Source organism: Micromonospora sp. NPDC048898, from assembly GCF_043198035.1.
Taxonomy (GTDB): Bacteria; Actinomycetota; Actinomycetes; order Mycobacteriales; family Micromonosporaceae; genus Micromonospora.
Genome location: NZ_JBICUF010000010.1, coordinates 202526 through 226295, shown reverse-complemented (window position 1 = coordinate 226295; position 23770 = coordinate 202526). Strand labels below are relative to the sequence as shown.

25 protein-coding genes are annotated in these 23770 nt (G+C 73.6%); 13 read left to right on the top strand and 12 right to left on the bottom strand.

Features of this window, described 5'->3' with window-relative positions:
* The first annotated feature begins 37 nt into the window (after positions 1–37).
* Together ACGFIQ_RS24655 and ACGFIQ_RS24650 are read left to right on the top strand one after the other, a co-directional pair.
* Positions 38–1228, top strand: a complete 1191-nt coding sequence (locus ACGFIQ_RS24655) for an XdhC family protein (RefSeq protein WP_393247291.1) — start codon at positions 38–40, stop codon at positions 1226–1228.
* Between the two features lie 104 nt (positions 1229–1332).
* Positions 1333–2268, top strand: a complete 936-nt coding sequence (locus ACGFIQ_RS24650; RefSeq protein ID WP_393247399.1) for a PfkB family carbohydrate kinase — start codon at positions 1333–1335, stop codon at positions 2266–2268.
* 245 nt (positions 2269–2513) lie between these two features.
* Here ACGFIQ_RS24650 and ACGFIQ_RS24645 read toward each other — a convergent pair whose 3' ends face one another.
* Both ACGFIQ_RS24645 and ACGFIQ_RS24640 read right to left on the bottom strand, forming a co-directional pair.
* Positions 2514–3344 carry an MBL fold metallo-hydrolase gene (locus tag ACGFIQ_RS24645; protein WP_393247289.1) on the bottom strand — a complete coding sequence of 277 codons (831 nt, stop codon included), beginning with the start codon at positions 3342–3344 and terminating at the stop codon, positions 2514–2516.
* Positions 3341–3745 (bottom strand): thioesterase family protein, encoded by a 405-nt coding sequence (locus ACGFIQ_RS24640; RefSeq protein WP_393247287.1) that lies wholly within the window; start codon positions 3743–3745, stop codon positions 3341–3343. Before ACGFIQ_RS24640 ends, ACGFIQ_RS24645 begins: the two co-directional genes overlap by 4 nt.
* Before the next feature lie 127 nt (positions 3746–3872).
* Between ACGFIQ_RS24640 and ACGFIQ_RS24635 the strand changes: the two genes are divergently transcribed.
* Complete coding sequence (locus ACGFIQ_RS24635; RefSeq protein WP_393247285.1) at positions 3873–4931, top strand: phosphatase PAP2 family protein; 1059 nt, start codon at positions 3873–3875, stop codon at positions 4929–4931.
* A gap of 63 nt (positions 4932–4994) precedes the next feature.
* Here the strand turns inward: ACGFIQ_RS24635 and ACGFIQ_RS24630 are convergent, their stop codons facing one another.
* The 3 genes from ACGFIQ_RS24630 to ACGFIQ_RS24620 all read right to left on the bottom strand — a co-directional run bounded on the left by ACGFIQ_RS24630 (position 4995) and on the right by ACGFIQ_RS24620 (position 7391).
* On the bottom strand, positions 4995–6527 hold the full coding sequence (locus ACGFIQ_RS24630) for a PH domain-containing protein (protein WP_393247283.1): 1533 nt from the start codon (positions 6525–6527) through the stop codon (positions 4995–4997).
* Positions 6528–6612: 85 nt separating this feature from the next.
* Positions 6613–7164 (bottom strand): PH domain-containing protein, encoded by a 552-nt coding sequence (locus ACGFIQ_RS24625; RefSeq protein ID WP_393247281.1) that lies wholly within the window; start codon positions 7162–7164, stop codon positions 6613–6615.
* Entirely contained in the window at positions 7161–7391 is a 231-nt protein-coding gene (locus ACGFIQ_RS24620; protein ID WP_393247279.1) for a hypothetical protein, read from the bottom strand. The genes ACGFIQ_RS24625 and ACGFIQ_RS24620 overlap by 4 nt, the downstream gene beginning before the upstream one ends.
* A 241-nt stretch (positions 7392–7632) precedes the next feature.
* On the opposite strand from ACGFIQ_RS24620, the gene ACGFIQ_RS24615 reads away from it, so the two are divergent.
* Genes ACGFIQ_RS24615 through ACGFIQ_RS24605 form a run of 3 tightly spaced genes read left to right on the top strand, consistent with a single transcriptional unit; the run spans position 7633 to position 10654 of the window.
* Positions 7633–8730: a MoxR family ATPase gene (locus ACGFIQ_RS24615; protein ID WP_357077988.1), complete on the top strand. Its 1098-nt coding sequence runs from the start codon at positions 7633–7635 to the stop codon at positions 8728–8730.
* Positions 8709–9707 carry a DUF58 domain-containing protein gene (locus tag ACGFIQ_RS24610; protein WP_393247397.1) on the top strand — a complete coding sequence of 333 codons (999 nt, stop codon included), beginning with the start codon at positions 8709–8711 and terminating at the stop codon, positions 9705–9707. The genes ACGFIQ_RS24615 and ACGFIQ_RS24610 overlap by 22 nt, the downstream gene beginning before the upstream one ends.
* Positions 9704–10654: a VWA domain-containing protein gene (locus ACGFIQ_RS24605; RefSeq protein WP_393247276.1), complete on the top strand. Its 951-nt coding sequence runs from the start codon at positions 9704–9706 to the stop codon at positions 10652–10654. Before ACGFIQ_RS24610 ends, ACGFIQ_RS24605 begins: the two co-directional genes overlap by 4 nt.
* Positions 10655–10738: 84 nt before the next feature.
* Here the strand turns inward: ACGFIQ_RS24605 and ACGFIQ_RS24600 are convergent, their stop codons facing one another.
* The 5 genes from ACGFIQ_RS24600 to ACGFIQ_RS24580 form a co-directional block, all read right to left on the bottom strand.
* Entirely contained in the window at positions 10739–10894 is a 156-nt protein-coding gene (locus ACGFIQ_RS24600; protein ID WP_393247274.1) for a hypothetical protein, read from the bottom strand.
* Positions 10895–11016: 122 nt separating this feature from the next.
* Complete coding sequence (locus ACGFIQ_RS24595; protein ID WP_393247272.1) at positions 11017–12249, bottom strand: acyltransferase family protein; 1233 nt, start codon at positions 12247–12249, stop codon at positions 11017–11019.
* Complete coding sequence (locus ACGFIQ_RS24590) at positions 12246–13151, bottom strand: alpha/beta hydrolase (RefSeq protein ID WP_393247270.1); 906 nt, start codon at positions 13149–13151, stop codon at positions 12246–12248. The genes ACGFIQ_RS24595 and ACGFIQ_RS24590 overlap by 4 nt, the downstream gene beginning before the upstream one ends.
* A gap of 99 nt (positions 13152–13250) precedes the next feature.
* Complete coding sequence (locus tag ACGFIQ_RS24585; RefSeq protein ID WP_393247268.1) at positions 13251–13913, bottom strand: response regulator; 663 nt, start codon at positions 13911–13913, stop codon at positions 13251–13253.
* Positions 13910–15139 carry a sensor histidine kinase gene (locus ACGFIQ_RS24580; protein WP_393247266.1) on the bottom strand — a complete coding sequence of 410 codons (1230 nt, stop codon included), beginning with the start codon at positions 15137–15139 and terminating at the stop codon, positions 13910–13912. Before ACGFIQ_RS24580 ends, ACGFIQ_RS24585 begins: the two co-directional genes overlap by 4 nt.
* Positions 15140–15292: 153 nt before the next feature.
* On the opposite strand from ACGFIQ_RS24580, the gene fabG reads away from it, so the two are divergent.
* The 4 genes from fabG (at position 15293) to ACGFIQ_RS24560 (ending at position 18717) form a co-directional block, all read left to right on the top strand.
* Positions 15293–15997, top strand: a complete 705-nt coding sequence (fabG, locus tag ACGFIQ_RS24575; RefSeq protein WP_393247264.1) for a 3-oxoacyl-ACP reductase FabG — start codon at positions 15293–15295, stop codon at positions 15995–15997.
* Between the two features lie 27 nt (positions 15998–16024).
* Complete coding sequence (gene fabI / locus ACGFIQ_RS24570) at positions 16025–16792, top strand: enoyl-ACP reductase FabI (protein ID WP_393247262.1); 768 nt, start codon at positions 16025–16027, stop codon at positions 16790–16792.
* A 100-nt stretch (positions 16793–16892) separates the two neighbouring features.
* The gene (locus tag ACGFIQ_RS24565; RefSeq protein ID WP_393247260.1) at positions 16893–17945 is read left to right on the top strand and encodes a ferrochelatase; all 1053 of its coding nucleotides are present in this window, start codon (positions 16893–16895) and stop codon (positions 17943–17945) included.
* Complete coding sequence (locus ACGFIQ_RS24560) at positions 17938–18717, top strand: HAD-IIA family hydrolase (RefSeq protein WP_393247258.1); 780 nt, start codon at positions 17938–17940, stop codon at positions 18715–18717. Before ACGFIQ_RS24565 ends, ACGFIQ_RS24560 begins: the two co-directional genes overlap by 8 nt.
* A gap of 36 nt (positions 18718–18753) precedes the next feature.
* Here ACGFIQ_RS24560 and ACGFIQ_RS24555 read toward each other — a convergent pair whose 3' ends face one another.
* A complete protein-coding gene (locus tag ACGFIQ_RS24555; RefSeq protein WP_393247256.1) occupies positions 18754–19548 on the bottom strand; it encodes a hypothetical protein in 795 nt (264 codons plus the stop codon).
* 190 nt (positions 19549–19738) lie between these two features.
* On the opposite strand from ACGFIQ_RS24555, the gene ACGFIQ_RS24550 reads away from it, so the two are divergent.
* Positions 19739–20551, top strand: coding sequence for a DUF3097 domain-containing protein (locus ACGFIQ_RS24550; protein WP_393247254.1), 813 nt, complete (start codon positions 19739–19741; stop codon positions 20549–20551).
* Between the two features lie 125 nt (positions 20552–20676).
* On the opposite strand, the gene ACGFIQ_RS24545 is transcribed toward ACGFIQ_RS24550, so the two are convergent.
* Positions 20677–21990, bottom strand: coding sequence for a serine hydrolase domain-containing protein (locus ACGFIQ_RS24545; protein ID WP_393247252.1), 1314 nt, complete (start codon positions 21988–21990; stop codon positions 20677–20679).
* A 128-nt stretch (positions 21991–22118) separates the two neighbouring features.
* Here ACGFIQ_RS24545 and ACGFIQ_RS24540 point away from each other — a divergent pair, with 128 nt between their 5' ends.
* Entirely contained in the window at positions 22119–22592 is a 474-nt protein-coding gene (locus ACGFIQ_RS24540) for an NfeD family protein (protein ID WP_393247250.1), read from the top strand.
* Positions 22593–22597: 5 nt separating this feature from the next.
* The gene (locus ACGFIQ_RS24535) at positions 22598–23704 is read left to right on the top strand and encodes an SPFH domain-containing protein (RefSeq protein WP_393247248.1); all 1107 of its coding nucleotides are present in this window, start codon (positions 22598–22600) and stop codon (positions 23702–23704) included.
* The last annotated feature ends 66 nt before the right edge of the window (positions 23705–23770 follow it).

Below are 23770 nucleotides of genomic sequence, written 5' to 3'. Positions count from 1 at the left end.
CTGCGGACGGGGACGATGCGACGAAGGGGCGGCGGCGGTGCCGGACGTGTTCGACGAGGTGCACCGCCGGTGCCGCGAAGGTGAACCTGTCGCGTTGGCCACCGTCGTGGCCACCTGGCGCTCCGCCCCACAGCCACCCGGCGCGACCATGGCGGTCGCCGCCGACGGCACCGTCACCGGCAGTGTCTCCGGCGGCTGCGTCGAGGCGGACCTCTACGAACGGTCGCGCCGCGTCCTGGACACCGGCACACCCGAGCTGATCCGCTACGGCATCGGCGACGACGACGCGTACGCCGTGGGCCTGACCTGCGGTGGCGTCCTCGACGTGTTCGTGGAACGCGTCGACGGCAGCGCGCTGCCGGAGGTGGAGGCGATCGCCGCCGCCCGCCGCTTCGGCCAACCGGCGGCAGTGGTCACCTGCGTGGCGGCCGATGCCGGCGACCCACCGGGCGCGGTGCCGACCGATCCGGCTCGCCGGTTGGGTCGGCGGCTGGTGCTGACCGGCCAACGGCCGACGGCCGCGCCGACGACCACCGCGCGGCCACCGGTCACGATCGGCTCGCTCGGTGCCGACCGGCTCGACGACGCCGCCCGCGTCGACGCCCTCGGGCTGCTGGCCGCCGGGCACAGCGGGATGCTCCGGTACGGCTACCACGGGCAGCGGCGGGGCAGCGGCGTCAGCCTCTTCGTGACCGCGTACGCCACCCCACCCCGGATGATCGTCTTCGGGGCGATCGACTTCGCCGCCGCGGTGGCCCGGATCGGCGCGTTCCTCGGCTACCGGGTCACCGTCTGCGACGCCCGGCCGGTCTTCACCACCGCACGGCGCTTCCCCGAGGCCGACGAGGTGGTGGTGCGGTGGCCGCACCAGTACCTGCGGACGGAGTTGGACGCGGGCCGGGCCGACGGCCGGACGGTGGTGTGCGTCCTCACCCACGACCCGAAGTTCGACGTGCCGTTGTTGGAGGTGGCGCTGCGCCACCGGTTGGCGTACGTCGGTGCGATGGGTTCGCGGCGCACCCACGACGAGCGGCACAAGCTGCTGCGCGAGGCAGGGCTCAGTGCGGCGCAACTCGCCCGGCTCGCGTCCCCGATCGGGTTGGACCTCGGTGGTCGTACCCCGGAGGAGACCGCGGTGAGTGTGGCCGCGCAGATCGTCGCGGCCCGCTGGGGCGGCAGCGGCCGCCCCCTCGCCGCGCTCGATGGGCCGGTCCACCCGCCGGGGTAGCGCGCGGTGCGCCGCCTTCGGCGCCCGGCGGGCCGTGCGTTGTGCCAGCCTGGTGGCACGGCGATCGGCTCGGTGCGGTGGTGGGCGACGACGGGAGGAACGGCATGGGGTACGCGGTGGTGCTCGGCGAGGCGCTCGTCGACCTGCTCGACAGCGAGCGCGACGGGGAGCGGGTCTACCGGCAGGCGATCGGCGGCGGGCCGCTCAACGTCGCCGTCGGGGTGGCCCGACTCGGTGGTGCGGCACAGTTCGTCGGCTCGCTCGGCGACGACGCGCTGGGCGGCCGGATCCGCGACTTCCTGACCTCGGCCGACGTCGGGGTGGCCGGGGCGGTGACGGTGCCGGCGCCGACCACGCTCGCGGTGGTCACCTACGCCGGGCCGGAACCCGACTTCCGCTTCTACGGCGAACCGGCGTCCTACGGCCTGCTCGGCCCCGACGATCTGGACCTCGCGCTGGTCGAGGGCGCCGACGTGCTCTCCTGCGGCTCCATCGCGCTGCTCCAGCACGGCACGCTGGCCGCCGCCCGACGCGCCTGGTCGCTCGCCATCGGCCTGCGGGTCTTCGACCCGAACGTGCGCCCCCGGCTGCTGGACGGGCCGGCCGTACTGGAGGGGCTGCGCGAGCTGGTGGCCGAGTTCGCCGCTGGCGCGCACCTGGTCAAGCTGAGTGCCGCGGACGCCGCGCTGCTCTACCCGGGCGAACCGGTCGAGGGGGTGGCCGCGTACCTGCGCGAGTTGGGTGCCGCCACGGTGGTGGTGACGCTCGGCGCGGCGGGTGCGGTGCTGGCCGCCGCCGACGCGGACCCGGTCCGGGTGCCGGCCCCGAAGGTCGACGCGATCGACGCCACCGGCGCCGGCGACTCGGTGCTGGCCGCGCTGATCGCCGACCTGCTCACCGACGGCGAACCTGACTCACCGGCAGGTTGGGTCGACCGGGTCGCGTTCGCCCTGCGGGTGGCGGGCCTGGTCTGCGAGCGCCCCGGCGGTGCCACCGCCATGCCCACCCGCGCCGACGTGGAACGCCGCTTCGCGCGCTAGCTGTGCTACCCCTGCGCGCTCCCGCGCGGCCCCGGCGCGGCCCGGCGCGCTCCCGCGCGGCCCGGCGCGCTCCCGCGCGGCCCGGCGCGCTCCCGCGCGGCCCGGCGCGCTCCCGCGCGGCCCCGACGCGCTCCCGCGCGGCCCCGACGCGCCGATCTTGCACTTTCTGTCGGGGTTTTGGTGGAACTTGTCTATCTTTGTCACGGCACAAAGTGCAAGATCGGCGAGGCGAGGCGAGGCGAGGGCTAGGGGGTGCCGTTCAGCTCGTTGTAGCCGCGGCGGGCGGCGATCAGGGCGGCGCGGGCACCGAAGGGTGCCTCGGCGGCCACCCTCTCCGGCGGCGCGCTGCCGGTGTGCGCGGCCCGGATCAGCCAGGCCAGCTGCACCAGGTCGGCGTGTTGGGCGCGGACGAAATCGACGTCCACCGGATCGCCGTGACCCGGCACCACCACCGTGCGCGCGGTGGTCAGCCGCAGCAGGTCCGCGACCGCGTCCGGCCACCGCAGGGGGTACGAGTCCTCGAAGGCGGGCGGGCCACTCTGCTCCACCAGGTCCCCGGCGATCAACACGTCGGCGTCCGGCACGTGCACCACCAGGTCGGCCTCGGTGTGCCCCCGCCCCGGATGGCGCAGCAGCACCCGCCGGCCACCCAGGTCGAGCGACGTCTCGATCCGCACGGTGTGCGTCGGGGCGAGCAGTGGCGTGTCGGCCAGCTCGGCGGCGAGGCTGGGGTGCTCCGCGCGCAGCTCCTCGTACGCCTCCCGGCGCAGCCGCTCCGGGTCCGTGCGCAACGCCGTGGCGGCCAGCTCGTGCGCGTACACCGGGCGGGGCGGCTCACCGGCCAGGACCGCGTTGCCGAAGCAGTGGTCGTAGTGGTGATGGGTGTTGACGAGCGTCAACGGACGGCCGGTGACCGCCCGGACGGCGGCGGCCAGCTCGGCGGCTTGGGCGGCCGACGAGAGCGTGTCCACCAGGAGCGCCTCGTCGTCGCCGACGACCAGTGTGACGTTGACCCGCAACAGTGGCTCGCGTCGCACGTACACCCGGTCGGCGACCTCGACGAAGCCGGCCGTCACGACGCCCGCCCGGCCCGCTCGACGAAGCGTTGCCGGTCCACCAGGATCCGGTCCACCCGCCCCCGGGCCACCGTCTGGTCACCGTCGCTGACGGTGACCTCGAACGACAGCCGGCGACCGTCGACCGTCGCCAGCAGGGCCTGCGCCCGGACCGTCCGGCCCACCACGGTCGGCGCCAGGTGCTCCAGCTCGACGCGCGTTCCCACAGTCGTCGACCCCGCCGGCATCCGGGTCGCCGTCGCCGCGACCGTCGCGGCCTCGGCCAGCGCGAGCACCCGGGGAGTGCCCAGCACCGGTACGTCCCCCGAACCGACCGCCTGGGCGGTGTCCGCCTCGGTGACGGTCAACTCGACCTGGGCCGTCAGACCCGGCGCGAAGGCCGGCTCGGGCTGCTCCTGCATGCTCGCCAGCCTAGGTGCTCGCTGGACGCGTCGGGCACGCGCCCGGCGATCCGGGCGCACCCGCCCGCAACGACCACCGGGTGGTCCCCGTCTGTCGATGCCGTACCCGTCGTTAACCTTGACCCCGATGGCCGTCGTGACTGACCCCCAGCCCCCCGCCCGGACCGACCCGCCCGCGCCCGGCGACGGAGGTCGTCGGCGCGTTGTCGCCATGAGCGTGTGGGCGGTCGCCTTCGTCGCCGCGTGGCTGGCGATCGGGTTGCCCACCGACCCCACGTACGCCTTCGTCTGGATCTGGGCGGCGACAATCGCCTGGAACAGCGACCGGCCGTGGCGCAGTCACCTGCGCTTCGCCCGGGACTGGGTGCCGGTGGTGCTGCTGTTCGTCGTCTACAACCTGTCGCGCGGGTTCGCCGACAACGGGGCCACCCCGCACGCGATGGAGTTGATCGTCGCCGACCGGTTCATGTTCGGCTGGGCCACCGGCGGCGAGGTGCCCACCGTCTGGTTGCAGCAGCACCTCTACCACCCGCAGGTGCACTGGTGGGACATCGCCGCGAGCTGGGTGTACTTCTCGCACTTCGTCGTCGCGCTGACCGCCGCGGCGGTGCTGTGGCTGCGTGACCGGCACCGCTGGGCCGCGTACATGCGGCGCTGGGGCTTCCTCTGCGCCGCCGGCCTGGTGACCTACTTCATCTACCCGGCCGCCCCGCCCTGGTGGGCGGCGCAGAACGGCCTGCTCACCGAGGTCGCCCGGATCTCCACCCGGGGCTGGAAGGCGTTCGGCATGCACGGTGCCGGCAACGTGCTCAACGCCGGCCAGATCGCGTCCAACCCGGTCGCCGCGATGCCGTCGCTGCACACCGCGTGGGCGCTGTTCGTGGTGCTGTTCTTCCTGACCAGCACCCGCCGCCGCTGGTGGCCGCTGCTGCTCGCGTACCCCCTGGCGATGACCTTCACCCTGGTCTACTCGGGTGAGCACTACGTGATCGACGTGCTGGTCGGTTGGGCGTACGTGGGGCTGACCTTCCTGGCGGTCGGCCTGGCGGAGCGTGGTTGGGCTGCGTGGCGCGTCCGCCACCCGCGCGCCGAGGCCGCCACGGAACCCCCACCGAAGCCCGCTGACCCCCCCACATCACGGGATCCAGACACCACCACCCACCCCGCAGTCCCCGCCGACCACTAACACCCCACCCACCCGGGTCCGGCCCGGCTCCGCCGCGGGCGGGCGGACGGGGGAGGGGTGGGGTCAGGGTTGGGTGTGGGCCTGGTGGGCTCGGGCGTTCAGCTCGGCTGCCATCGCCCACGCCTCGGCCAGGTCGCGGTCCTGGGCGGTGGCACCGGAACCGCCCGCGGTGTCCGCGTGCACGGAGGCCAGCCCCAGGCGACGCTGGACCGGCCCCTGCACCACCCGCACACTCTGGATGCGGGCGTACGGCACGAGGACCAACTGCCGGGTGACCCGCCCCGACCGGGTGGCGAACACCTCCTCGAACAGCTCCGCACCGAGCGCGCGGCGGCCCAGCGGGTGCAGCCACCGGGTCCGGTGCGGTGGGGGGCTCAGCGTCAGCGTGTCGAGGCGTACCCCGGGCAGCACCTCGGCGACGATCATCGTCGCCGTCGGCAGGTCACCGACCGGCAGCAGCCGGTCGGCCCGGTTGCGGTCGTCGGCCTCGGCGACGGAATATCCCGCCACCTCCAGGCGCAGCCGCAGCCAGCCCTTCACCCGCCAGAGCAGCGGCCAGGTGGCCCGCACGGTCTGCACCCGCGCCAGCGGCACGGTCTGCGCCCGCGTCTCCAGCAGGCCGTTGTGCACCCGCAGCGTGCCGCCGTCGCGGGCCAACCGGAAGTTCCAGTCGTCGAGGACCCGGCGGATCGGTTGCAGCAGCACGCCGGCCATCGCGGTCAGCGTGCTCGCCACCGCCACGAACGACCACGACCCCGCCGTGACGAACTGCACCACGACGAAGGCCACACCGAACGGGAGCAGGAACGCCTGCGGGGTGAGCAGTTGGCTGACCAGCAGGTTCTGGTTGCGTACCGCGTGCAGTGGCCGGCCCGGCGCGGCCACCGGTGGCGCCGCAGCCCCCGGGACCACCGCGGGCGCCGCGTGGCCCGGCCCGGTCTGCTGCGTCACCCGGCCGGCCAGCGCCAGCAGCCGCTCGCGCAGCCGGGCCGCGTCGGCCACCCCGAGGTACGCCAGTGGCGCCTCGGTCTTGCCGCCGCCGACCACTTCCAGGCGCAGCTCGGCCAGGCCGGTGAGCTGGGCGAGCAGCGGGCGGACCACCTCCACGGCCTGTAGCCGTTCCAACGGGATCGCCCGGGTACGCCGCCAGAGCAGCCCCTCGTACACCCGTAGTTCGCGACCCACCACGTGGTAGCCGGTGTTGTACCAACTGATCACCGACAGCACCGTCGCGCCCAGCGCCAGCACCCCCACCATGGCGGCGAACCAGCCGAAGCCGACCCGGGACAGCGTCGACCACGACAACCCGGCGATGACCACGAACAGCGACTTGGCGCCGTGCAGGAGCGGGCTGAGCGGGTGCAGCCGCTGCCGGGGCTCACCCTCGCCACCGCCCGGCGGCGCCGGCCACGCGGCGTGCTCTGCCGGTGGCACCGGCCCGTGGAGGCCTGCGTCGGTGGGTGGCACCGGCCCGTGCAGGCCCGCGTCGGTGGGTGGCACCGGCCCGTGCAGGGCCGCGTCGGCCGGCGGCATCTGCCCGTGCGGCGGTGGGCCCACGGGTGGCACGGTGCTCGGCTCGGCAGGACCGTCGCTCATCGGGCCGGCCCTCGGCGCGGTCGGTGCTCCGCGCCGGACGCACCCGGTCTGCCGCGGTGCCACCCCGACCAGCCCGCCGCAGCGCTCACAGCCCCTCCGCCCGGTCCTCGCCGAGGGCGGTGAGCCGGTCGCGTAGCCGGGCTGCCTCCGCCGGGCGCAGCCCGGGCACCCGGGCGTCGCTCGCCGCCGCGGCCGTGTGCAACTGGACGGTGGCAAGGTCGAAGGCGCGCTCCAACGGGCCGGCGCTGACGTCGACGAACTGCATCCGCGAATACGGCACGATGGAGAGCCGGCGGACCAGCAGCCCGTGCCGGACCAGCAGGTCGGTCTCCCTCTCGGCGTACCCCCAGGCCCGCACCGCGCGGCCGATCGCGACGGCCCGCCACCCGCCGAGCAGCAGCACGACGGCGAGGGCGAGCCCGAACAGCCAGTGGTCGCTCAACACCCAGCCGATCCCGGTCGCCGCCAGTGCGATGGCGACGACGATCGCCAGGCGGATCAGCTCGACCCAGATCAGATCGGTGGAGATCGGCTGCCAGCGGACCGTGTCGGGCCAGGGCTCCAGCGGCCCCCGGCCCGCCGGTGCAGCCGTCGAGGCGTCGGATCCGGGAGGCGGTGGGGCGCCGGGGGTGGTCACATGTCGAGCGTAGGCGATCCGGGCACCGGAGTGACGGCACGCAGGAAGCCGCGAGCGTCCAGGAAGTCACCGAGGCTGGTCCGGTGCTCGGCGCAGGCCAGCCAGGTCTTGCGTCGGTCGACGTGGTGCAGCCGGGGATTGTTCCACTCCAGGGCCCACACGGCGGTGGCTCGGCAGCCGCGGGCCGAGCAGACGAGGGGGTCGTCGGCGCTGGAGGGAGTGCTCATCCCGGCCAGTCTAGGGTGGCCAGACGGAGAGTTAGAGCGCCGGGCGACCACGGGGGGAGCCGCCCGGCGACGGGGTGAATCGTACACGCGGCAACCCGGTCTTTGTACACCCTCGGTGCGCGATTCGGCTGCCCGGGGCGACGCGGCGAAAATCGGCTTCTCCCCACCTCGACACTCAGGAAGGCATGCGAGTCTTGATACCGCACGAGCCGCGACGACCGACAAACGCTGTGGAGGACCGGTGGCCCAGCCGACCATGCCCGACGCCCCGACGCCGAACGGAGCGGCACCTGCGCCGGTTACCACACCTGCGCAGGACGCCACCCTGCTGGAGAAGGGCCTGTTCGAGATCAAGAAGGTGATCGTCGGGCAGGACCGGATGGTGGAGCGGATGTTCGTCGCGCTGCTCGCCCGTGGTCACTGCCTACTCGAAGGGGTGCCCGGGGTCGCCAAGACCCTGGCGGTGGAGACTCTCGCCAAGGTCGTCGGCGGGTCGTTCGCCCGGGTGCAGTTCACCCCGGACCTGGTGCCGGCCGACATCATGGGCACCCGCATCTACCGGCAGTCCAGCGAGAAGTTCGACGTCGAGCTGGGCCCGGTCTTCGTCAACTTCCTGCTCGCCGACGAGATCAACCGGGCTCCGGCGAAGGTGCAGTCCGCGCTGCTGGAGGTGATGAGCGAGCGGCAGGTGTCCATCGGCGGCGAGAGCCACCGGGTGCCCGATCCGTTCCTGGTGATGGCCACCCAGAACCCGATCGAGCAGGAGGGCGTCTACCCCCTGCCGGAGGCGCAGCGGGACCGGTTCCTCATGAAGATCGTGGTGGGCTACCCGACCGACGCGGAGGAACGCGAGATCGTCTACCGGATGGGGGTGGCCGCTCCCGAGCCGACCGCGGTCTTCGACACACCCGAGTTGATCGCCCTGCAACGCAAGGCGGACCAGGTCTTCGTGCACAACGCCCTTGTCGACTACGCGGTGCGGTTGGTGCTGGCGACCCGTGCCCCGGCCGAGCACGGCATGCCCGACGTCGCGCAACTGATCCAGTACGGGGCCAGCCCGCGCGCCTCGCTGGGCCTGGTACGGGCGACGCGGGCACTGGCGCTGTTGCGGGGGCGCGACTACGCCCTGCCGCAGGACGTGCAGGACATCGCCCCGGACATCCTGCGGCACCGGTTGGTGCTCAGCTACGACGCGCTCGCCGACGACGTGCCCGCCGACCACATCGTGCACCGGGTGATGTCGACGATCCCCCTGCCGGCGGTCGCTCCCCGCCAGCAGGCCACTCCGTCGCCGACCGCGCCGCCGCCGGGGGCTGGCTGGCCCGGGCAGCGGCCGTGACCTCACCCACCCCTCGTCCCGCCTCCGACCGCAGCGAGGCCGTGCTGTCCCGGCTGCAACTGCTCGTCACCCGCAAACTCGACGGCCTGCTGCAGGGCGACTACGCCGGTCTGCTGCCCGGACCGGGCAGCGAGGCGGGCGAGTCCCGGGAGTACCGCCCCGGTGACGACGTGCGCCGGATGGACTGGCCGGTCACCGCCCGGACCACCACACCCCACGTGCGGCGTACGGTGGCCGACCGGGAGTTGGAGACCTGGCTCGCGCTGGACCTCTCCGCCAGCCTGGACTTCGGCACCGGGCAGTGGCTCAAGCGGGAGGTGGTGGTGGCCGCCGCGGCTGCCATCACCCACCTGACCGTGCGCGGCGGCAACCGGATCGGCGCCGTGATCGGCACCGGCGGCGGCGTGTCCGCACCGGCCCGCCGCTGGCGCGGCCGGCCACCACCGTCGGCCGGTCCCGGGGTGCTCACCCGGCTGCCCGCCCGCTCCGGCCGCAAGGAGGCGCAGGGGCTGCTGCGGACCGTCGCCGGCACCACCATCCAGCCGGGTCGCGGTGACCTGGGTGCCCTGGTCGAGATGCTCAACCGTCCGCCCCGCCGGCGCGGGGTGGCCGTGGTGATCTCGGACTTCCTCGCACCGGCCGAGCAGTGGGCCCGGCCGATGCGCAAGCTGCGGGTCCGCCACGATGTGCTCGCGATCGAGGTGATCGACCCGCGCGAGCTGGAGTTGCCCGACGTGGGCGTGCTGCCGGTGGTCGACCCGGAGAGCGGTGAGCTGCACGAGGTGCAGACCGCCGATCCACGGCTGCGGCAGCGCTACGCCGAGGCCGCGACCGCCCAACGGGCCACGATCGCCGCCGCCCTGCGCGGCGCCGGCGCGGCCCACCTGCGTCTGCGTACGGACCGAGACTGGCTGCTGGACATGGTGCGATTCGTGGCCGCGCAGCGGCACGCGCGTACCCGGGGGACGACACGATGATCCGTTTCATGCAACCGTGGTGGCTGCTGGCCGTCCTGCCGGTGCTCGCCCTCGCGGCGTTCTACGTGTGGCGGCAGTTGCACCGCCGGGCTTTCGCGATGCGGTTCACCAATGTGGACCTGCTGCGTACGGTGGCGCCGAAGGGCCTGGGCTGGCGTCGGCACGTCCCGGCGACCGCGTTCCTGCTCTGCCTGCTGGTGCTGGCCACGGCACTGGCCCGGCCGGCGGTGGACACCAGGGAGCCGCTGGAGCGGGCCACCGTGATGCTCGCCATCGACGTGTCGCTGTCGATGCAGGCCGACGACGTGGCACCGAACCGGCTGGAGGCGGCCCAGGAGGCGGCCAAGCAGTTCGTCGGTGAGCTGCCGGAGAGCTACAACCTGGGCCTCGTGTCGTTCGCCAAGGCGGCGAACGTGCTGGTGCCGCCGGGCAAGGACCGGGACGCGGTGACGAGTGCGATCGACGGCCTGGTGTTGGCCGAGGCGACCGCGACCGGCGAGGCGGTGTTCACCTGCCTGGAAGCGATCCGGTCGGTGCCGGCCGACGGCGCGGCGGGCGTTCCGCCGGCACGGATCGTGTTGCTCTCCGACGGGTTCCGCACCTCCGGGCGGGCGGTGGAGGAGGCGGCGGCGGCGGCCCAGGCGGCCAACGTTCCGGTCTCCACCATCGCGTTCGGCACCGACACCGGCCAGGTCGACATCGGTGGAACGCTCCAGCGGGTGCCGGTGGACCGGTTGGCGCTGGCCGAGCTTGCCGAGACCACCGAGGGCTACTTCTACGAGGCGGCCTCGGTGAGCGAGCTGAAGCAGGTCTACCAGGACATGGGCAGCTCGATCGGCTTCCGGACCGAGCCGCGTGAGGTGACCCAGTGGTACGCCGGGTTGGCGCTGCTGCTGGCGCTCTGCGCCGGCGCGCTCAGCCTGCTGTGGTCGTCACGGATGCTCTGAGCGGTGGACCGGCGGCGGTCACCGACCGCCGCCGGCTCAGTGGCCGCCGGCCAGGGGTTCGGTGGCGGCCGGCCGGCACCCGGCTCAGTGGCCGCCGCCGGCCAGTACGAAGACGATGGCCACCCAGACGGCGGCGAGGGTGAAGCCCAGTGGGGCGACGTAGCGGCTCATGGACGGCTCCGGGTGGCGGCTGGACGGTCCGCGTGCGGGGGCGGACCGCAGGGGGGCAGGGACGCGCACACGAAGTCGTGACCGGGCGGCTCCCGGCGACCGTCCGGAGTCGGACGGCGCGACACACACCTCGGCGTGTGCCGAGGGGTGGGGGAGCGGAGCGGGGTCAGCTCACCAGACTGAGTCGTGGCTCAGCGGGGCTGACCATCGGCCCGGCCACGACTGGGAGGATCGCTATCTCGCACAGCGATCACCTCCTGCAAGTCGGGCGGGCCGGAACGTCGATGAGCGTACACCTGCGGCGCCGACGAGACGCACTCGGCCGACCGGTCGGCGACCCCTCCACCGCTCGGGTGGCGAGGCGATCTCGACCGGCCGGTCCGCACGACCGTGACCAGCACCGCGGCGAGCAGCGGCAGCCAGCAGAAGCGCGCCAGCACCCAGCCCGGGTCGTCCGGCCCGGTGTGCAGTCCCGGCAGGGCCAGCCCGCCGCGGGCGGTCAGCGCGGTCACCCCCACCAGCACCGGCTGGTGACTCAGGTAGATCCGGAACGCGCAGCGGTTCACCTCGGTAACCGCCCGGCCCGGCACCGGCCGGGACAGCAGCCGCTCCAGCGACGGCCGGGCGAGCAGCCCCAGCCCCACCTGGGCGACCGCCAGCGCCACGGCCAGCAGCGACGGCGGATTCAGGTTGGAGACCCCGGCCCCGGGCACGCCGACCGCGCTCACCGGGTAACCCAGGGCCAGCAACGCGACCAACGCTGCCACCCCGCCGGCCGCGAGCGTGCCCGCCGCCCGCCGGCCGGCCAGCCGCCCGTCGGCGTGCGCCACGCCCAGCAGGTACGGCACCGACCAGGCCGCCACCACGGTGACCGGTGGCAGGCGGCTGCCGGCCGGCAGTAGACGTACCGCCAGGTCCGCCGCGGCGACAACCGCCACCGCCGGTACGACGCAGCGGCCCAACCCCCACCGGCGTACGGCGGCCCGCAGCGGGCCGGTCATCGCGATCAGGAACACCAGCGGCAACAGGAACCACAACGGACTGATCGCGAGCCGCAGCGCGACGGCGAGCGTGTCGTCCGGGGTGCCGGCGACGGTGGCGGCGAGCAGCACGGCGGCACCCACCCCCAGCAGCGCCACCGTCGGCAGCAGCAACCCACGCAGCCGACGGGCCAGCCAGCGACCCGGCCCACCCCGGTAGCCGCCCAGCGACCGGGCCGAGCCGAACCCGGCGGTGAAGAAGAACAGCCCGAGCGTCTGCAACACCCAGGTCACCGGGGCCAGCCCGGGCATCGCGGTCAGCGGGCTGGCCTGGCGCAACCCGCCAGCGTCGGTCAGCACCAGCCCGGTGACCAGCCAGTGCCCCAGCACCACCCCGCCGATGGCGTACGCCCGCAGCGCGTCGACGGTACGGTCCCGGCTCATCGCGCGTCCCCGGCCCGGTCGGCGTCGACACTGCCCCGCACCACAGCCGCCGTCGCGACGAGCGTGGCGCTGCCCGGGGCGAGGTAGCCGTCGTGCCCGGACACACCGCCCACCGGCAGGGGGCGGGCACCGAACGCCGGGTCAGCGGGGCGGCGGCCGAAGCCGAGGCCGGGCAGTCGGGCCGGCGGAACCAGGCGGATCCAGTCGGAGGGCGCCTCCGCCGCCCAGAACCGCCGCCCGCCGGGCAGGTCGTCGGCGCGCTGCACCCCGGCACCGACGCCGCCGAGGCTCACCACGTCGGTGACCTGGGCCGGGGCGTCCGCCGCCGCCAGCGACACCACGAGCGCCCCGTAGCTGTGCCCGACCAGCGTGATCGTCGCCGCCGGACGTCGCGCGGCCAGTTCGCGCAGCAGCACGGCCAGCCCGGCCGCACCGCGCCGGGCGCTGACGCCGCCGGCGGCCATCAACACCCCGTCGGGCGGGTCGTAGCCGAGCCAGGCCAGCACCGCGACCCGTGCCGCCGGATCGTCGGCCCGCACCTCCCGGTAGAGCTGCCCGGCCTGCACCGCCGGCGCCCGCCGGGCCACCCCGCCCAGCCCCCGGTCGAAGTCGGCCAGGGTGCTGCCCACCCCCGGCACCAGCACCGCGATCCGGTCCGCGCCGGCCAGGTCACCCAGCACCTCGACCGCGCGGCCGTCGCCACGCGTATCGAACGACAGGAACCGCCGTCCGTCGGCCGCCCAGTCCGCGTACGGCGGGCCGGCCGCGCGCATCGCCGCCGCCGTGACCGGGTACGCCTCCACGAAACCCGTTGCCGCCACCGGCTCGGGTCGGCTCGGCAGGACCAGGTTCACGCCGAGCAGTGCGGCCAGTGCCACCCGACCGGCACCTCGTCGTCGCATGTCGTTCTCCCTCCGGAATGTCGTCCGGAGGCACAGTGCGCGGGTGGGCGGTGCGTGGTCGTCGTACCGGGGAGCCGTCCGTGGGCTGGCTCCGCCGGGTTACTCGCCGGCGGCCACCAGACCCGTCTCGTACGCCAGCACCACGGCCTGGGCCCGGTCGCGCAGGCCCAGCTTCGCCAGGATCCGCCCGATGTGCGTCTTCACGGTCTGCTCGGCCACCACCAGGTCACCCGCGATCTCCGCGTTGTTGCGACCCCGGGCGATCAACCGCAGCACCTCGGTCTCCCGGGGGGTGAGCCCGGCCAGGTCGGTGGGGCGGGGGCGGCGACGGTCCGGGCGGGCCGCGAACTCGGCGATCAGGCGACGGGTGACCGCCGGGGCGAGCAGCGCGTCCCCGGCCGCCACCACCCGCACCGCCTGCACCAGATCGGCCGCCGGGGCGTCCTTGAGCAGGAAGCCGCTGGCCCCGGCGCGCAACGCCTCGTACACGTAGTCGTCGAGGTCGAAGGTGGTGAGGATGAGCACCCGGGGTCGCTGCGCCGACCGGTCACCGAGCAGCTTGCGGGTGGCCTCCAGCCCGTCCATGACCGGCATCCGCACGTCCATCAGCACCACGTCCGGGTCCAGCCGGCGGGTGGCGGCGACCGCCTGCGCGCCGTCGGCGGCGTCACCCACGACCAGCAGGTCCGGTTGGGCGGCGAGCAGCGCACCGAAACCCTGCCGGACCATTGCCTGGTCGTCGGCGATCAGCACCTTGATCACACGTCCCCGCCTTCCGCGTCGTACGGCAACTCGGCCGCCACCGCGTAGCCCCCGTCGGGCAGGGGCCCGGCGGTGAACGTACCGCCGAGCGAGGTGGCCCGCTCCCGCATACCGGTCAGGCCGTGCCCGGAGCCGCCGTCGGTGGTCGGTCGGACGTCGGCCGGGGAGTTTTCGACGCGTACCCCCAGCCCGGACGGACCGGTGCGGACGGTGACCCGCACCGTGGCCCCAGCCGCGTGCCGGGCCGCGTTGGCCAGGCCCTCCTGCACGATGCGGTACGCGGCCAGCCCGACCGGCGCGGGCACCTGCCCGTCGTGCACCCCGGCGGCGTCCAGGGTGGCCGGCAGGCCGGCCCGGCGTGCCGCGTCCACCATCGCGCCCAGGTCGGTCAGGTCCGGCTGCGGCGCGGTCTGCGGCCCGCTCGACTCGCTGCGCAGCACCCCCAACAGCCGCCGCATGTCGGTCAGCGCGTCGCGGGCCGAGGCGGCGATGGCGACGAACTCGGCGGCTACCGGCGCCGGCACGTCGGTCAGCCGGTACGGGGCGGTCTCCGCCTGCACCGCGATCAGGGACATGTGGTGCGCCACCACGTCGTGCAGCTCCCGGGCGATCCGGGTGCGTTCCTCCAACACCGCGCGGCGCTCCTGCTCCCGCTCGCTCAGCTCGGCCTGCGCCGCCAGCGCGTGCCGGGACAGCCGGTTGCGGCGGATCAGGTCGCCGACGATCGCCAACGCGCCGAGCAGCAGCAGGACCGGGACCCGGTTGGCGGGATGGACCAGGGTGAGCACCGGCACCGTGGTGATCGTCACCACCCAGAGCAGCACCGGCCGGTCGACCCGCGCGACGACCACCGCGACCACCGCGACCGACCCGAGCGCCAGCGGCGGGGTCCACGGCCAGGACCGGTCGTCCGGCGCGTTGAACGTGCAGATCAGCAGGGCCAGCACGATCAGCCGCCAGGCCAGCAGCGGACGCCGGGGCAGTGCCAGCAGCGGCGCCACGGTCATCGCGGCGAACAGCACCGCGACCGGCATCGGCAGGCCCCACCCGCTCTCCACGTTCAGCGTGATCAGGAAGAGGCCGAGCACGGCGAGCAGCCCGACGGGGGCGGCGTACGGGGCCAGCGTGGGCCAACGGGTCAGCAGCGGCCGTTCGACCGGGGCGTCCGGGCTCAGCAGGGTCTGCCGCAGCGCCCGCAGGGCCACGACGATCGGTTGCCGGTTCACCACCCGCAGGCTACGGGCGACCCCGCCACGAGGCGTGCCACCAGGGGTTGATCCCGGTGTCGTACCCCGGTGTGACGCGGCTCCCGTTAGCGCTTACCTGCCGGTAACGCCTAGGCTCGCCTGCGACTGAGATCAGCTGAGCAAGGGGGAACCGTGGCCCGTACCGTGCTGGTGACCGGGGGTAACCGGGGGATCGGCCTGGCCATCGCCCAGGCCTTCGCCAAGCAGGGCGACCGGGTGGCGATCACCCACCGCAGCGGCGAGGCGCCCGAGGGGCTGTTCGGCGTACGCGCCGACGTCACCGACGCGGCCTCGATCGACGCCGCGTTCACCGCCGTGGAGGCCGAGCTGGGGCCGGTCGAGGTGCTCGTCGCCAACGCCGGCATGACCGCCGACACGCTGCTGCTGCGCATGACCGAGGAGCAGTTCACCGGCGTGGTGGACACCAACCTCACCGGCGCGTTCCGGGTCGCCAAGCGGGCCTCCGGCAAGATGCTGCGCGCCAGGTGGGGCCGCATGATCTTCATCTCCTCGGTGGTCGGTCTCGCCGGTGGTGCCGGGCAGGTCAACTACGCCGCCAGCAAGGCCGGTCTGGTCGGCGTGGCCCGCTCGATCACCCGGGAACTGGGCAGCCGCAACATCACCGCGAACGTGGTGGCACCCGGCTTCATCGACACCGACATGACCGCCGGGCTGCCCGACGACCGCAAGGCGGAGATCCGCAAGTCGATCCCCGCCGGCCGGATGGCCAGCCCCGACGAGGTCGCCGGGGTGGTCACCTGGCTGGCCTCGGACAGCGCCGGGTACATCTCCGGCGCCGTGATCCCGGTCGACGGCGGCCTCGGCATGGGCCACTAACCCTTTTGACTACGGAGGAAATCTGCGATGTCCGGACTGCTCGCCGGTAAGCGGCTGCTCGTCACCGGTGTCATCACCGACGCCTCGATCGCCTTCTCGGTGGCGAAGATCGCTCAGGAGAACGGCGCGCAGGTCGTGCTCACCGGCTACGGCCGGCTCTCCCTGGTCGAGCGGATCGCCAAGCGGCTGCCCGAGCCCGCCCCGGTCATCGAGGTGGACGTCACCAACACCGAGCACCTGGCCGGCCTCGCCGACCGGGTACGCGAGCACGTCGACGGCCTCGACGGTGTCGTGCACTCGATCGGCTTCGCCCCGCAGAGCTGCCTGGGTGGCGGCTTCCTCGACGCCCCCTGGGAGGACGTGGCAACCGCCCTGCACGTCTCCACCTTCTCGTACAAGTCGCTGGCCATGGCGGCACTGCCGCTGATGTCGCCCGGCGGCGCGGTGGTCGGCCTGACCTTCGACGCGACGAAGGCGTGGCCGGTCTACGACTGGATGGGCGTGGCCAAGGCCGGCCTGGAGTCCGCGTCCCGCTACCTGGCGCTGCACCTGGGCAAGCAGGGCATCCGCAGCAACCTGGTCGCCGCCGGGCCGCTGCGTACCATCGCCGCGAAGTCCATCCCCGGCTTCGGCCAGTTCGAGGAGGCCTGGTCCGAGCGTGCACCGCTGGGCTGGAGCCTCACCGACCAGGAGCCGGCCGCCCGCGCCTGCCTGGCGCTGCTGTCGGACTGGTTCCCGGCCACCACCGGCGAGATCGTCCACGTCGACGGCGGCTACCACGCCATGGGCTCCTGACGGTCCCCCGACGACGCCCCCGACCGCCGCGGACGTGACCCACACGTCCGGACCAGGGGGCGTCGCCGGGCGGTCCCGGCCGAGGGACAAGAATGACCCCATGTCGTACGACGCGGTGGTGCTGGTGTCCTTCGGCGGGCCGGAGCGGCCCGAGGACGTGATGCCGTTCCTGCAGAACGTGACCCGGGGTCGAGGCGTGCCGCCCGAGCGGCTGGCCGAGGTCGCCGAGCACTACCAGCACTTCGGCGGGGTTTCCCCGATCAACCAGCAGAACCGGGAGTTGCTGGCCGCCGTCCGTGCCGACTTCGCCGCGCACGGTGTCGACCTGCCCATCTACTGGGGCAACCGCAACTGGGACCCGATGCTCGCCGACACCGTGACCCGGATGCACGACGACGGGGTCACCCGGGCGCTGGCCTTCGTCACCAGCGCGTACGGCGGCTACTCGTCCTGCCGGCAGTACCAGGAGGACATCGCCGCCGCCCGTGCCGCCGTCGGCCCGGACGCCCCGGTGATCGAGAAGCTGCGCCAGTTCTGGGACCATCCCGGCTTCGTCGAGCCGCACACCGACGCGGTCCGGGCGGCCCTGGGCCAGCTCGACCAGGCGTTGCGGGACACCACCAGGCTGGTGTTCACCGCCCACTCCATCCCCAGCTCGATGGCGGCCAACGCCGGCCCACACGGCGGCCGGTACGAGGCGCAACTGCACGAGACCGCCCGGCTCGTGGCCGCGGCCGCCGCCCCCGACCTGGCGTACGACCTGGTCTGGCAGAGCCGCTCCGGCCCACCACAGATGCCGTGGCTGGAACCGGACGTCAACGACCACCTGGCCACCCTCGCGCAGGGCGGCACCACCTCGGTGGTGGTCAGCCCGATCGGCTTCGTCTCCGACCACCTGGAGGTCGTGTGGGACCTGGACACCGAGGCGCTGGAGACGGCCAAGCAGCTCGGCCTGGACTTCGTCCGGGCCGCCACCCCCGGCACCGACCCGCGTTTCGTGACCATGGTGCGTGAGCTGGTCACCGAGCGGACCGACCCGGACGGCGCGCAGGTGCGTCGCCGCCTGGGCGAGCTGCCCATGTGGGACACCTGCGCGACCGTGTGTTGCGTGCCGACCCGTCGCCCGACCTCTGCTGGGAGCACCCATGCATGACCGCAAGCCCGTGCAGAGTTGGCTGACCGACATGGACGGCGTGCTGGTGCACGAGGGCCAGCCGGTGCCCGGTGCACCGGAGTTCATCAGCCGGATGCGCGCCTCCGGCAAGCCGTTCCTGGTGTTGACCAACAACTCGATCTACACCCCGCGCGACCTGACCGCCCGGCTGAGCCGGATGGGGCTGGACGTGCCGGAGGAGTCGATCTGGTCGTCCGCGCTGGCCACCGGCCAGTTCCTCGCCGACCAGCGGCCGGGTGGCACCGCGTACGTCATCGGCGAGGCCGGGCTGACCACGGCGCTGCACGCGGTCGGTTACGTGCTCACCGACTTCGCCCCGGACTACGTGGTGCTCGGTGAGACCCGCACCTACAGCTTCGAGGCGATCACCAAGGCCGTCCGCCTGATCAACGACGGGGCGCGGTTCATCTGCACCAACCCCGACGTGACCGGCCCGTCCGTGGAGGGTGACCTGCCCGCCGCCGGCTCGGTCGCCGCGATGATCTCCAAGGCGACAGGTGTGGAGCCGTACTTCGTCGGCAAGCCCAACCCGATGATGATGCGCTCGGCACTCAACACGATCAACGCGCACTCGGAGAGCACCGCGATGATCGGCGACCGGATGGACACCGACATCCTCTGCGGCCTGGAGGCCGGATTGGAGACCATCCTGGTGCTCACCGGGATCAGCAGCCGCACCGAGGCGGAGCGCTACCCGTACCGCCCGTCCCGGATCATCAACTCGGTCGCGGACCTGCTCGACGAGATCTGACCGCCCCGCCCAGCGGCTCGTCCCGGGGTCGCTCGGTCAGGGGCGCAGTGGCGCGTTGCAGGCGGCCACCAGCGCCTGGCGGCAGGCCGTGGTGAGGGGGCGCAGAGCCGCGTCGCGCTGCTGGGCCTCATGGTTGTTGATCGCGCCGCCGGGCGCGGCGTGCCCGGCCAACGCGAGCACCCGGTCGAGCACCGCGGCGCGGGCGAAGAGCCGTCGGGCTCGCGGGTCGAAGCCCGGTGGCAGGTCGGTGGTGCCGTCCGGGCGGCGCAACGCGGCCAGCGCACCGGCCAACTCGGGCCGCCACTGGGCCACGTCGAGTCGGGTCAGCGCGGCGGTCGTCTCGGCCAGTGCGGCGGCCAACTCGGCCTCCGCCTCGGCGGCACCGGGCAGTGCGAGTGAGGCGGCCGGCGCGTTGGCCGGCAGCGGGTATACCCGCCAGAGCACCGTCTCGAAACAGTCTCCCGAGCCAGAGGTGTGCAGCCGCACCTGGGGGATCAGACCGAGCCCGCCGGCGACCACCGCCTCGCCGGTCACCAACGCCGCACCGGCGAAGTCGCCAGGGCCGGGCAGCCCCCGCGGGTCGCCCGGCGCGGGCAGCACCAGGCGGATGTCGTCCGGGGAGAGCTTGGCCAGCATGGGTAGCGCGGCGCCCAGCGGGACGTCGGTCCAGGTGCCGGGTGCATCCGCAACGAGGTGCTCCTCGTCGCCGGCGATGGCGTCGGCGACCTCGTCGTACGGCACCAGACCGGCGCGCCACGCGCGCACCCAGGCGACGAACCGGCTCGACCGGCGCGGCGTGAGTGTGGCCGCGCCCGCTGCGGGGGTGGACATGCCGAAAGGGTACGTGGTCACGACCGGCCCTGTCTCGACTGCCGCTCCGGTCGCCCGGCCTGCCCCGAACTGCCCCGTTAGCCCCGAATCCCTGGGCTCGGGGGTTGGGTGCGGGCGGGGGAGCGGCAGAGGGGGCGAGGGACGGTGTGTCGGGGGTGGGGGCGGGGGCATGGGGGTTAGCGTGATCGACATGGCGGGGCGATACGGCGAGGACGTGTTGGCGGGAGACTGGCGGCGGCGGAAGGTCACCCCGGAGGTGGACGCCGAGCCGGATCTCGTCGTGGAGGATGCCGACTCCGGGTTCTGTGGAGCGGTGGTGGGCTTCGAGGCCGGCGCCGTGGTCCTGGAGGACCGGCATGGCCGACGACGCAACTTCCCGCTGCTGCCGGCGGCGTTCCTGCTCGACGGTCGCCCGGTGACGCTGCGTCGCCCGAGCCGCGCGCCGGTGCCGGCGGCCCGTCGACGGACGGCGTCCGGTTCGGTGGCGGTGGACAACGTTCGCGCCCAGGTGGCCAAGGCCAGCCGGATCTGGGTGGAGGGCATCCACGACGCCGCGCTGGTCGAGCGGATCTGGGGTGACGACCTACGCATCGAGGGCGTGGTCGTGGAGCCGTTGGACGGCATCGACGCCCTCGACGCCGAGGTACGCGACTTCGGCCCCGGCCCGACCCGACGCCTCGGCGTGCTCGTCGACCACCTGGTGCCGGGCAGCAAGGAGAGTCGGATCGTCGCCCGGGTCAACTCGCCGTACGTGCTGGTCACCGGCCACCCCTACGTGGACGTCTGGCAGGCGGTGAAGCCGAAGGCGCTGGGCATCGCGGCGTGGCCGGTGGTGCCACCGGGGCAGCCCTGGAAGGAGGGGGTCTGCGCGGCCCTCGGGGTGGCCGAGCCGGCGGCGATGTGGCGGCACATCCTGTCCCGGGTGGACAGCTTCGCCGACGTGGAGACGCCCCTGATCAACGCGATGGAACGCCTGATCGACTTCGTCACCGAACCCACCTGACCCACCCGCGCCTGCCCCACTTCAAGATCCGCGCAACATCAGGCAAGTTGCGCGGATCTTGGCAGCATGCGCGGACGTCGGCGCGCGCACGCGCGCGCGGACATCGGCAGGCGCTCGCGCGCTACTCAGGGCTCCTGGTCGGGGGTGCGGGTGTAGACGAAGGTGGCGATGTCCAGCGCGACCGCCCGGCCCTGCTCGTCGCGGCGCACCGTGAGGATCTCGCCGTCCTGCACGCCGGCCCGGCCCCGCCAGCGGTCCGGGCCCTCGGCGACGAAGCGGAGGGTGGGTGCGCCGACCGGTCCGGCGCGCAGGTCGCCGGCGGCGTCCGCGTACACGTGGATCATGGTGCCCATCCACCACCAGGGGCCGGTCAGCTCGGCCAGCTCGGCGGGCGGCGGGGCGGTGGCCGGCCGCCACGGGGTGACCGGGGCGGGTTCGGCGTCCAGCACCAGGGTGAGCAGCCGTCGCCCGAGCGCGCCGAGGTGCACGGTGCGCAGGGTGTACGCGTTGACCAGGCCGACCACGGCGGTACGGGTGGGGCGGTGCACGGCCAACGAGGCGCCGTAGCCGGGCATCGAACCGCCGTGACCGACGTACACCCGGTTGCCCTCCCGGAAGAGCTCCACCCCGAGGCCGTGCCCGTGGGTCCAGGCGTCCAGGTCGCTGATCACCACGGGGGAGCACATCTCGGTAAGCGTCCCGGCGGCCAGCACCGACGGGTCGGGGTCGGCCAGGAACGCGGCCCACCGGCCCAGGTCCTCGATCGTCGACCAGAGCTGCCCGGCGGGTGCCATCGCTCCGGTGTCGGTACGCGGTTCCTCGCGCAGGGTGTCGTGCCAGGGGTGGACGACGTAGCCACGGGCGAACGGCTCGGTGGCCGCGTACGTGGTGCGGCGCATGGCCAGCGGAGTGAGGATCCGCTCGTCGAGCAGGTCGGCCCAGGGCGTCCCGGTGAGCCGTTCGAGGAGTCCGCCGAGCAGTCCGTACGCCAGGTTGGAGTAGTGGTAGGTGGCGTGCGGCGGGTAGGCGATCTTGTCGGGGGTGACCCCGGCGCTCAGGGTGGCCAGGTCGACGCCCGCGGCCCGTTCCCACCAGTCGCCCTCGGGCTCGCGCTGGAGTCCGCTGGCGTGCGCGAGGAGTTGGCGCAGGGTGAGCGCGCCGACGCCGGTTCCGGGGAGGTGTTCCTCCAGCGGGTCGTCGACGGCCAGCCGGCCGGCGTCGCGCAGTTGCATGATCAGGGTCGCGGTCATCGTCTTGCTGATCGAGCCCAACCGGTACTGCAGGTCGACGTCCGGACGGGGGTGCTCACCGGCGGTGGCCAGGTGGACGAGCGCGCCGTCGCGGACCACGCCCAGCACCAGCGACGGGGCACGACCGTCGAGCTGCGCCTGGGCGACCTGGGCGTCGATCTGTCGGGCGGTCTCGGGGAGCAGGGTCAACGGGATCTCCTCGGGTCGGGCCGCCGAATCAGGGCCGGAGCCACCGCATCAGGGCCGGAAAGGGATTCGCCGAGCCTACTGATCTTCCTGGGAAGGCCGCGCGTGCGTTCGCGTGTCACGATCGTGGTGTGGACGCCGTGGTGTGGATCATTTTGGGTGTACTGCTGGTCGTCGCCGAGATCTTCACGACGACGCTATTTCTGATCATGTTCGGGGCCGGTGCGTTCGCCGCTGGCGGTGCCGCCGCCCTGGGCGCGCCGGTAGCGGTGCAGGCGCTGGTCTTCGCGGTGGTGTCGGCGCTGAGTCTGCTGGTGGCCCGGCCAGCCCTTCGGCGGCACCAGCGTTCGTCGCTGGAGAGCGGCGAGCAGCCGTTCGGTGTGGAAGCGATCGAGGGTTCCACGGCGTTGGTACTGGAGCGGGTGGACCCTGACCACGGCCTCGTCAAGATCGACGGTGAGTTGTGGAGTGCCCGCCCGTACGACACGACGCAGACGTTCGACCCAGGTCAACGGGTTCGGGTGATCAAAGTCCGGGGTGCGACAGCCCTGGTGTGGCAGGACGATATTTCTTCCGCCGGTGAGCTGCCGGAAGCGAGAGGGTGAACGGGATGACCTTAATCGGCGTGCTGGTGATCGCGGTGGCGTTGATCGCCGTGATAACGCTGGCCAAGGCGGTGCGGATCGTGCCGCAGCAACGCCAGGATGTGGTGGAACGGCTCGGCAAGTACAAGCGCACCCTCAGCCCCGGCCTCAACCTGCTGGTGCCGTTCATCGACGCGGTGCGCACCAAGGTCGACATGCGGGAGCAGGTGGTCAGCTTCCCGCCGCAGCCGGTGATCACCTCGGACAACCTCGTGGTCTCGATCGACACGGTGCTCTACTTCAAGGTGGTCGACTCGGTCCGGGCGACCTACGAGATCTCCAGCTTCCTCCAGGCCATCGAACAGCTGACCGTCACCACGCTGCGGAACGTGATCGGCTCGTTGGACCTGGAGCGCGCGTTGACCAGCCGGGACGAGATCAACAGGCACCTATCCGGTGTGCTGGACGAGACCACCGGCCGTTGGGGCATCAAGGTGACCCGGGTCGAGATCAAGGCGATCGAGCCGCCGGCCAGCATCCGTGACTCGATGGAGAAGCAGATGCGCGCCGAGCGGGACCGCCGCGCGGCGATCCTCACCGCCGAGGGCCACAAGCAGTCGGTGATCCTCACCGCCGAGGGTGACAAGCAGTCCGCGGTGCTGCGGGCCGACGGTGACCGGCAGGCCCGGATCCTGCAGGCCGAGGGTCAGGCGAAGGCGATCCGGACGGTCTTCGACGCGATCCACCAGGCGAACCCGAGCCAGAAGGTGCTCGCCTACCAATACCTGCAGGCCCTGCCGCAGATCGCGCAGGGCAGCGCCAACAAGGTCTGGATCGTCCCGGCCGAGCTGACCAAGGCCCTGGAGGGGATGGGTGGCGCGCTCGGCGGGTTGAGCCAGATGGTGGGGGATCTTCCCGCGCCGGAGGCGGCCGAGCACGCGAGCCAGGTCGAACGGGAGGCCGCGGAGGCGGCGCAGGCCGCGGCGGACGCCGCCCAGCAGATCCACGACGAGGTACGCGTCGCCGAGGCGCAGGCCGCCGGCGGCAACAAGCCGCAGGGGCTGCCCGCGCCGGAGCCGGTGTCCTCGGCCAGCCTGACCCAGGACCCGGCCGACCAGCGCGAGCGCGGCTGATCCAGGACGCCGGCCGCCCGGCCGGATAAATGCGAGAAAGACTCATGGGGCGCTCCGACGCCTGCC

Excerpts from the sequence above, each read along its gene's own strand:
- ACGFIQ_RS24605 (WP_393247276.1), top strand. The coding sequence starts at position 9,704 with ATGATCCGTTTCATGCAACCGTGGTGGCTGCTGGCCGTCCTGCCGGTG.
- ACGFIQ_RS24620 (WP_393247279.1), bottom strand. The coding sequence starts at position 7,391 with ATGAGCACTCCCTCCAGCGCCGACGACCCCCTCGTCTGCTCGGCCCGC.
- ACGFIQ_RS24650 (WP_393247399.1), top strand. The coding sequence starts at position 1,333 with ATGGGGTACGCGGTGGTGCTCGGCGAGGCGCTCGTCGACCTGCTCGAC.
- fabI (WP_393247262.1), top strand. The coding sequence starts at position 16,025 with ATGTCCGGACTGCTCGCCGGTAAGCGGCTGCTCGTCACCGGTGTCATC.
- ACGFIQ_RS24630 (WP_393247283.1), bottom strand. The coding sequence starts at position 6,527 with ATGAGCGACGGTCCTGCCGAGCCGAGCACCGTGCCACCCGTGGGCCCA.
- ACGFIQ_RS24550 (WP_393247254.1), top strand. The coding sequence starts at position 19,739 with ATGGCGGGGCGATACGGCGAGGACGTGTTGGCGGGAGACTGGCGGCGG.
- ACGFIQ_RS24595 (WP_393247272.1), bottom strand. The coding sequence starts at position 12,249 with ATGAGCCGGGACCGTACCGTCGACGCGCTGCGGGCGTACGCCATCGGC.
- ACGFIQ_RS24560 (WP_393247258.1), top strand. The coding sequence starts at position 17,938 with ATGCATGACCGCAAGCCCGTGCAGAGTTGGCTGACCGACATGGACGGC.
- ACGFIQ_RS24555 (WP_393247256.1), bottom strand. The coding sequence starts at position 19,548 with ATGTCCACCCCCGCAGCGGGCGCGGCCACACTCACGCCGCGCCGGTCG.
- ACGFIQ_RS24640 (WP_393247287.1), bottom strand. The coding sequence starts at position 3,745 with ATGCAGGAGCAGCCCGAGCCGGCCTTCGCGCCGGGTCTGACGGCCCAG.
- ACGFIQ_RS24590 (WP_393247270.1), bottom strand. The coding sequence starts at position 13,151 with ATGCGACGACGAGGTGCCGGTCGGGTGGCACTGGCCGCACTGCTCGGC.
- ACGFIQ_RS24635 (WP_393247285.1), top strand. The coding sequence starts at position 3,873 with ATGGCCGTCGTGACTGACCCCCAGCCCCCCGCCCGGACCGACCCGCCC.
- ACGFIQ_RS24535 (WP_393247248.1), top strand. The coding sequence starts at position 22,598 with ATGACCTTAATCGGCGTGCTGGTGATCGCGGTGGCGTTGATCGCCGTG.
- ACGFIQ_RS24565 (WP_393247260.1), top strand. The coding sequence starts at position 16,893 with ATGTCGTACGACGCGGTGGTGCTGGTGTCCTTCGGCGGGCCGGAGCGG.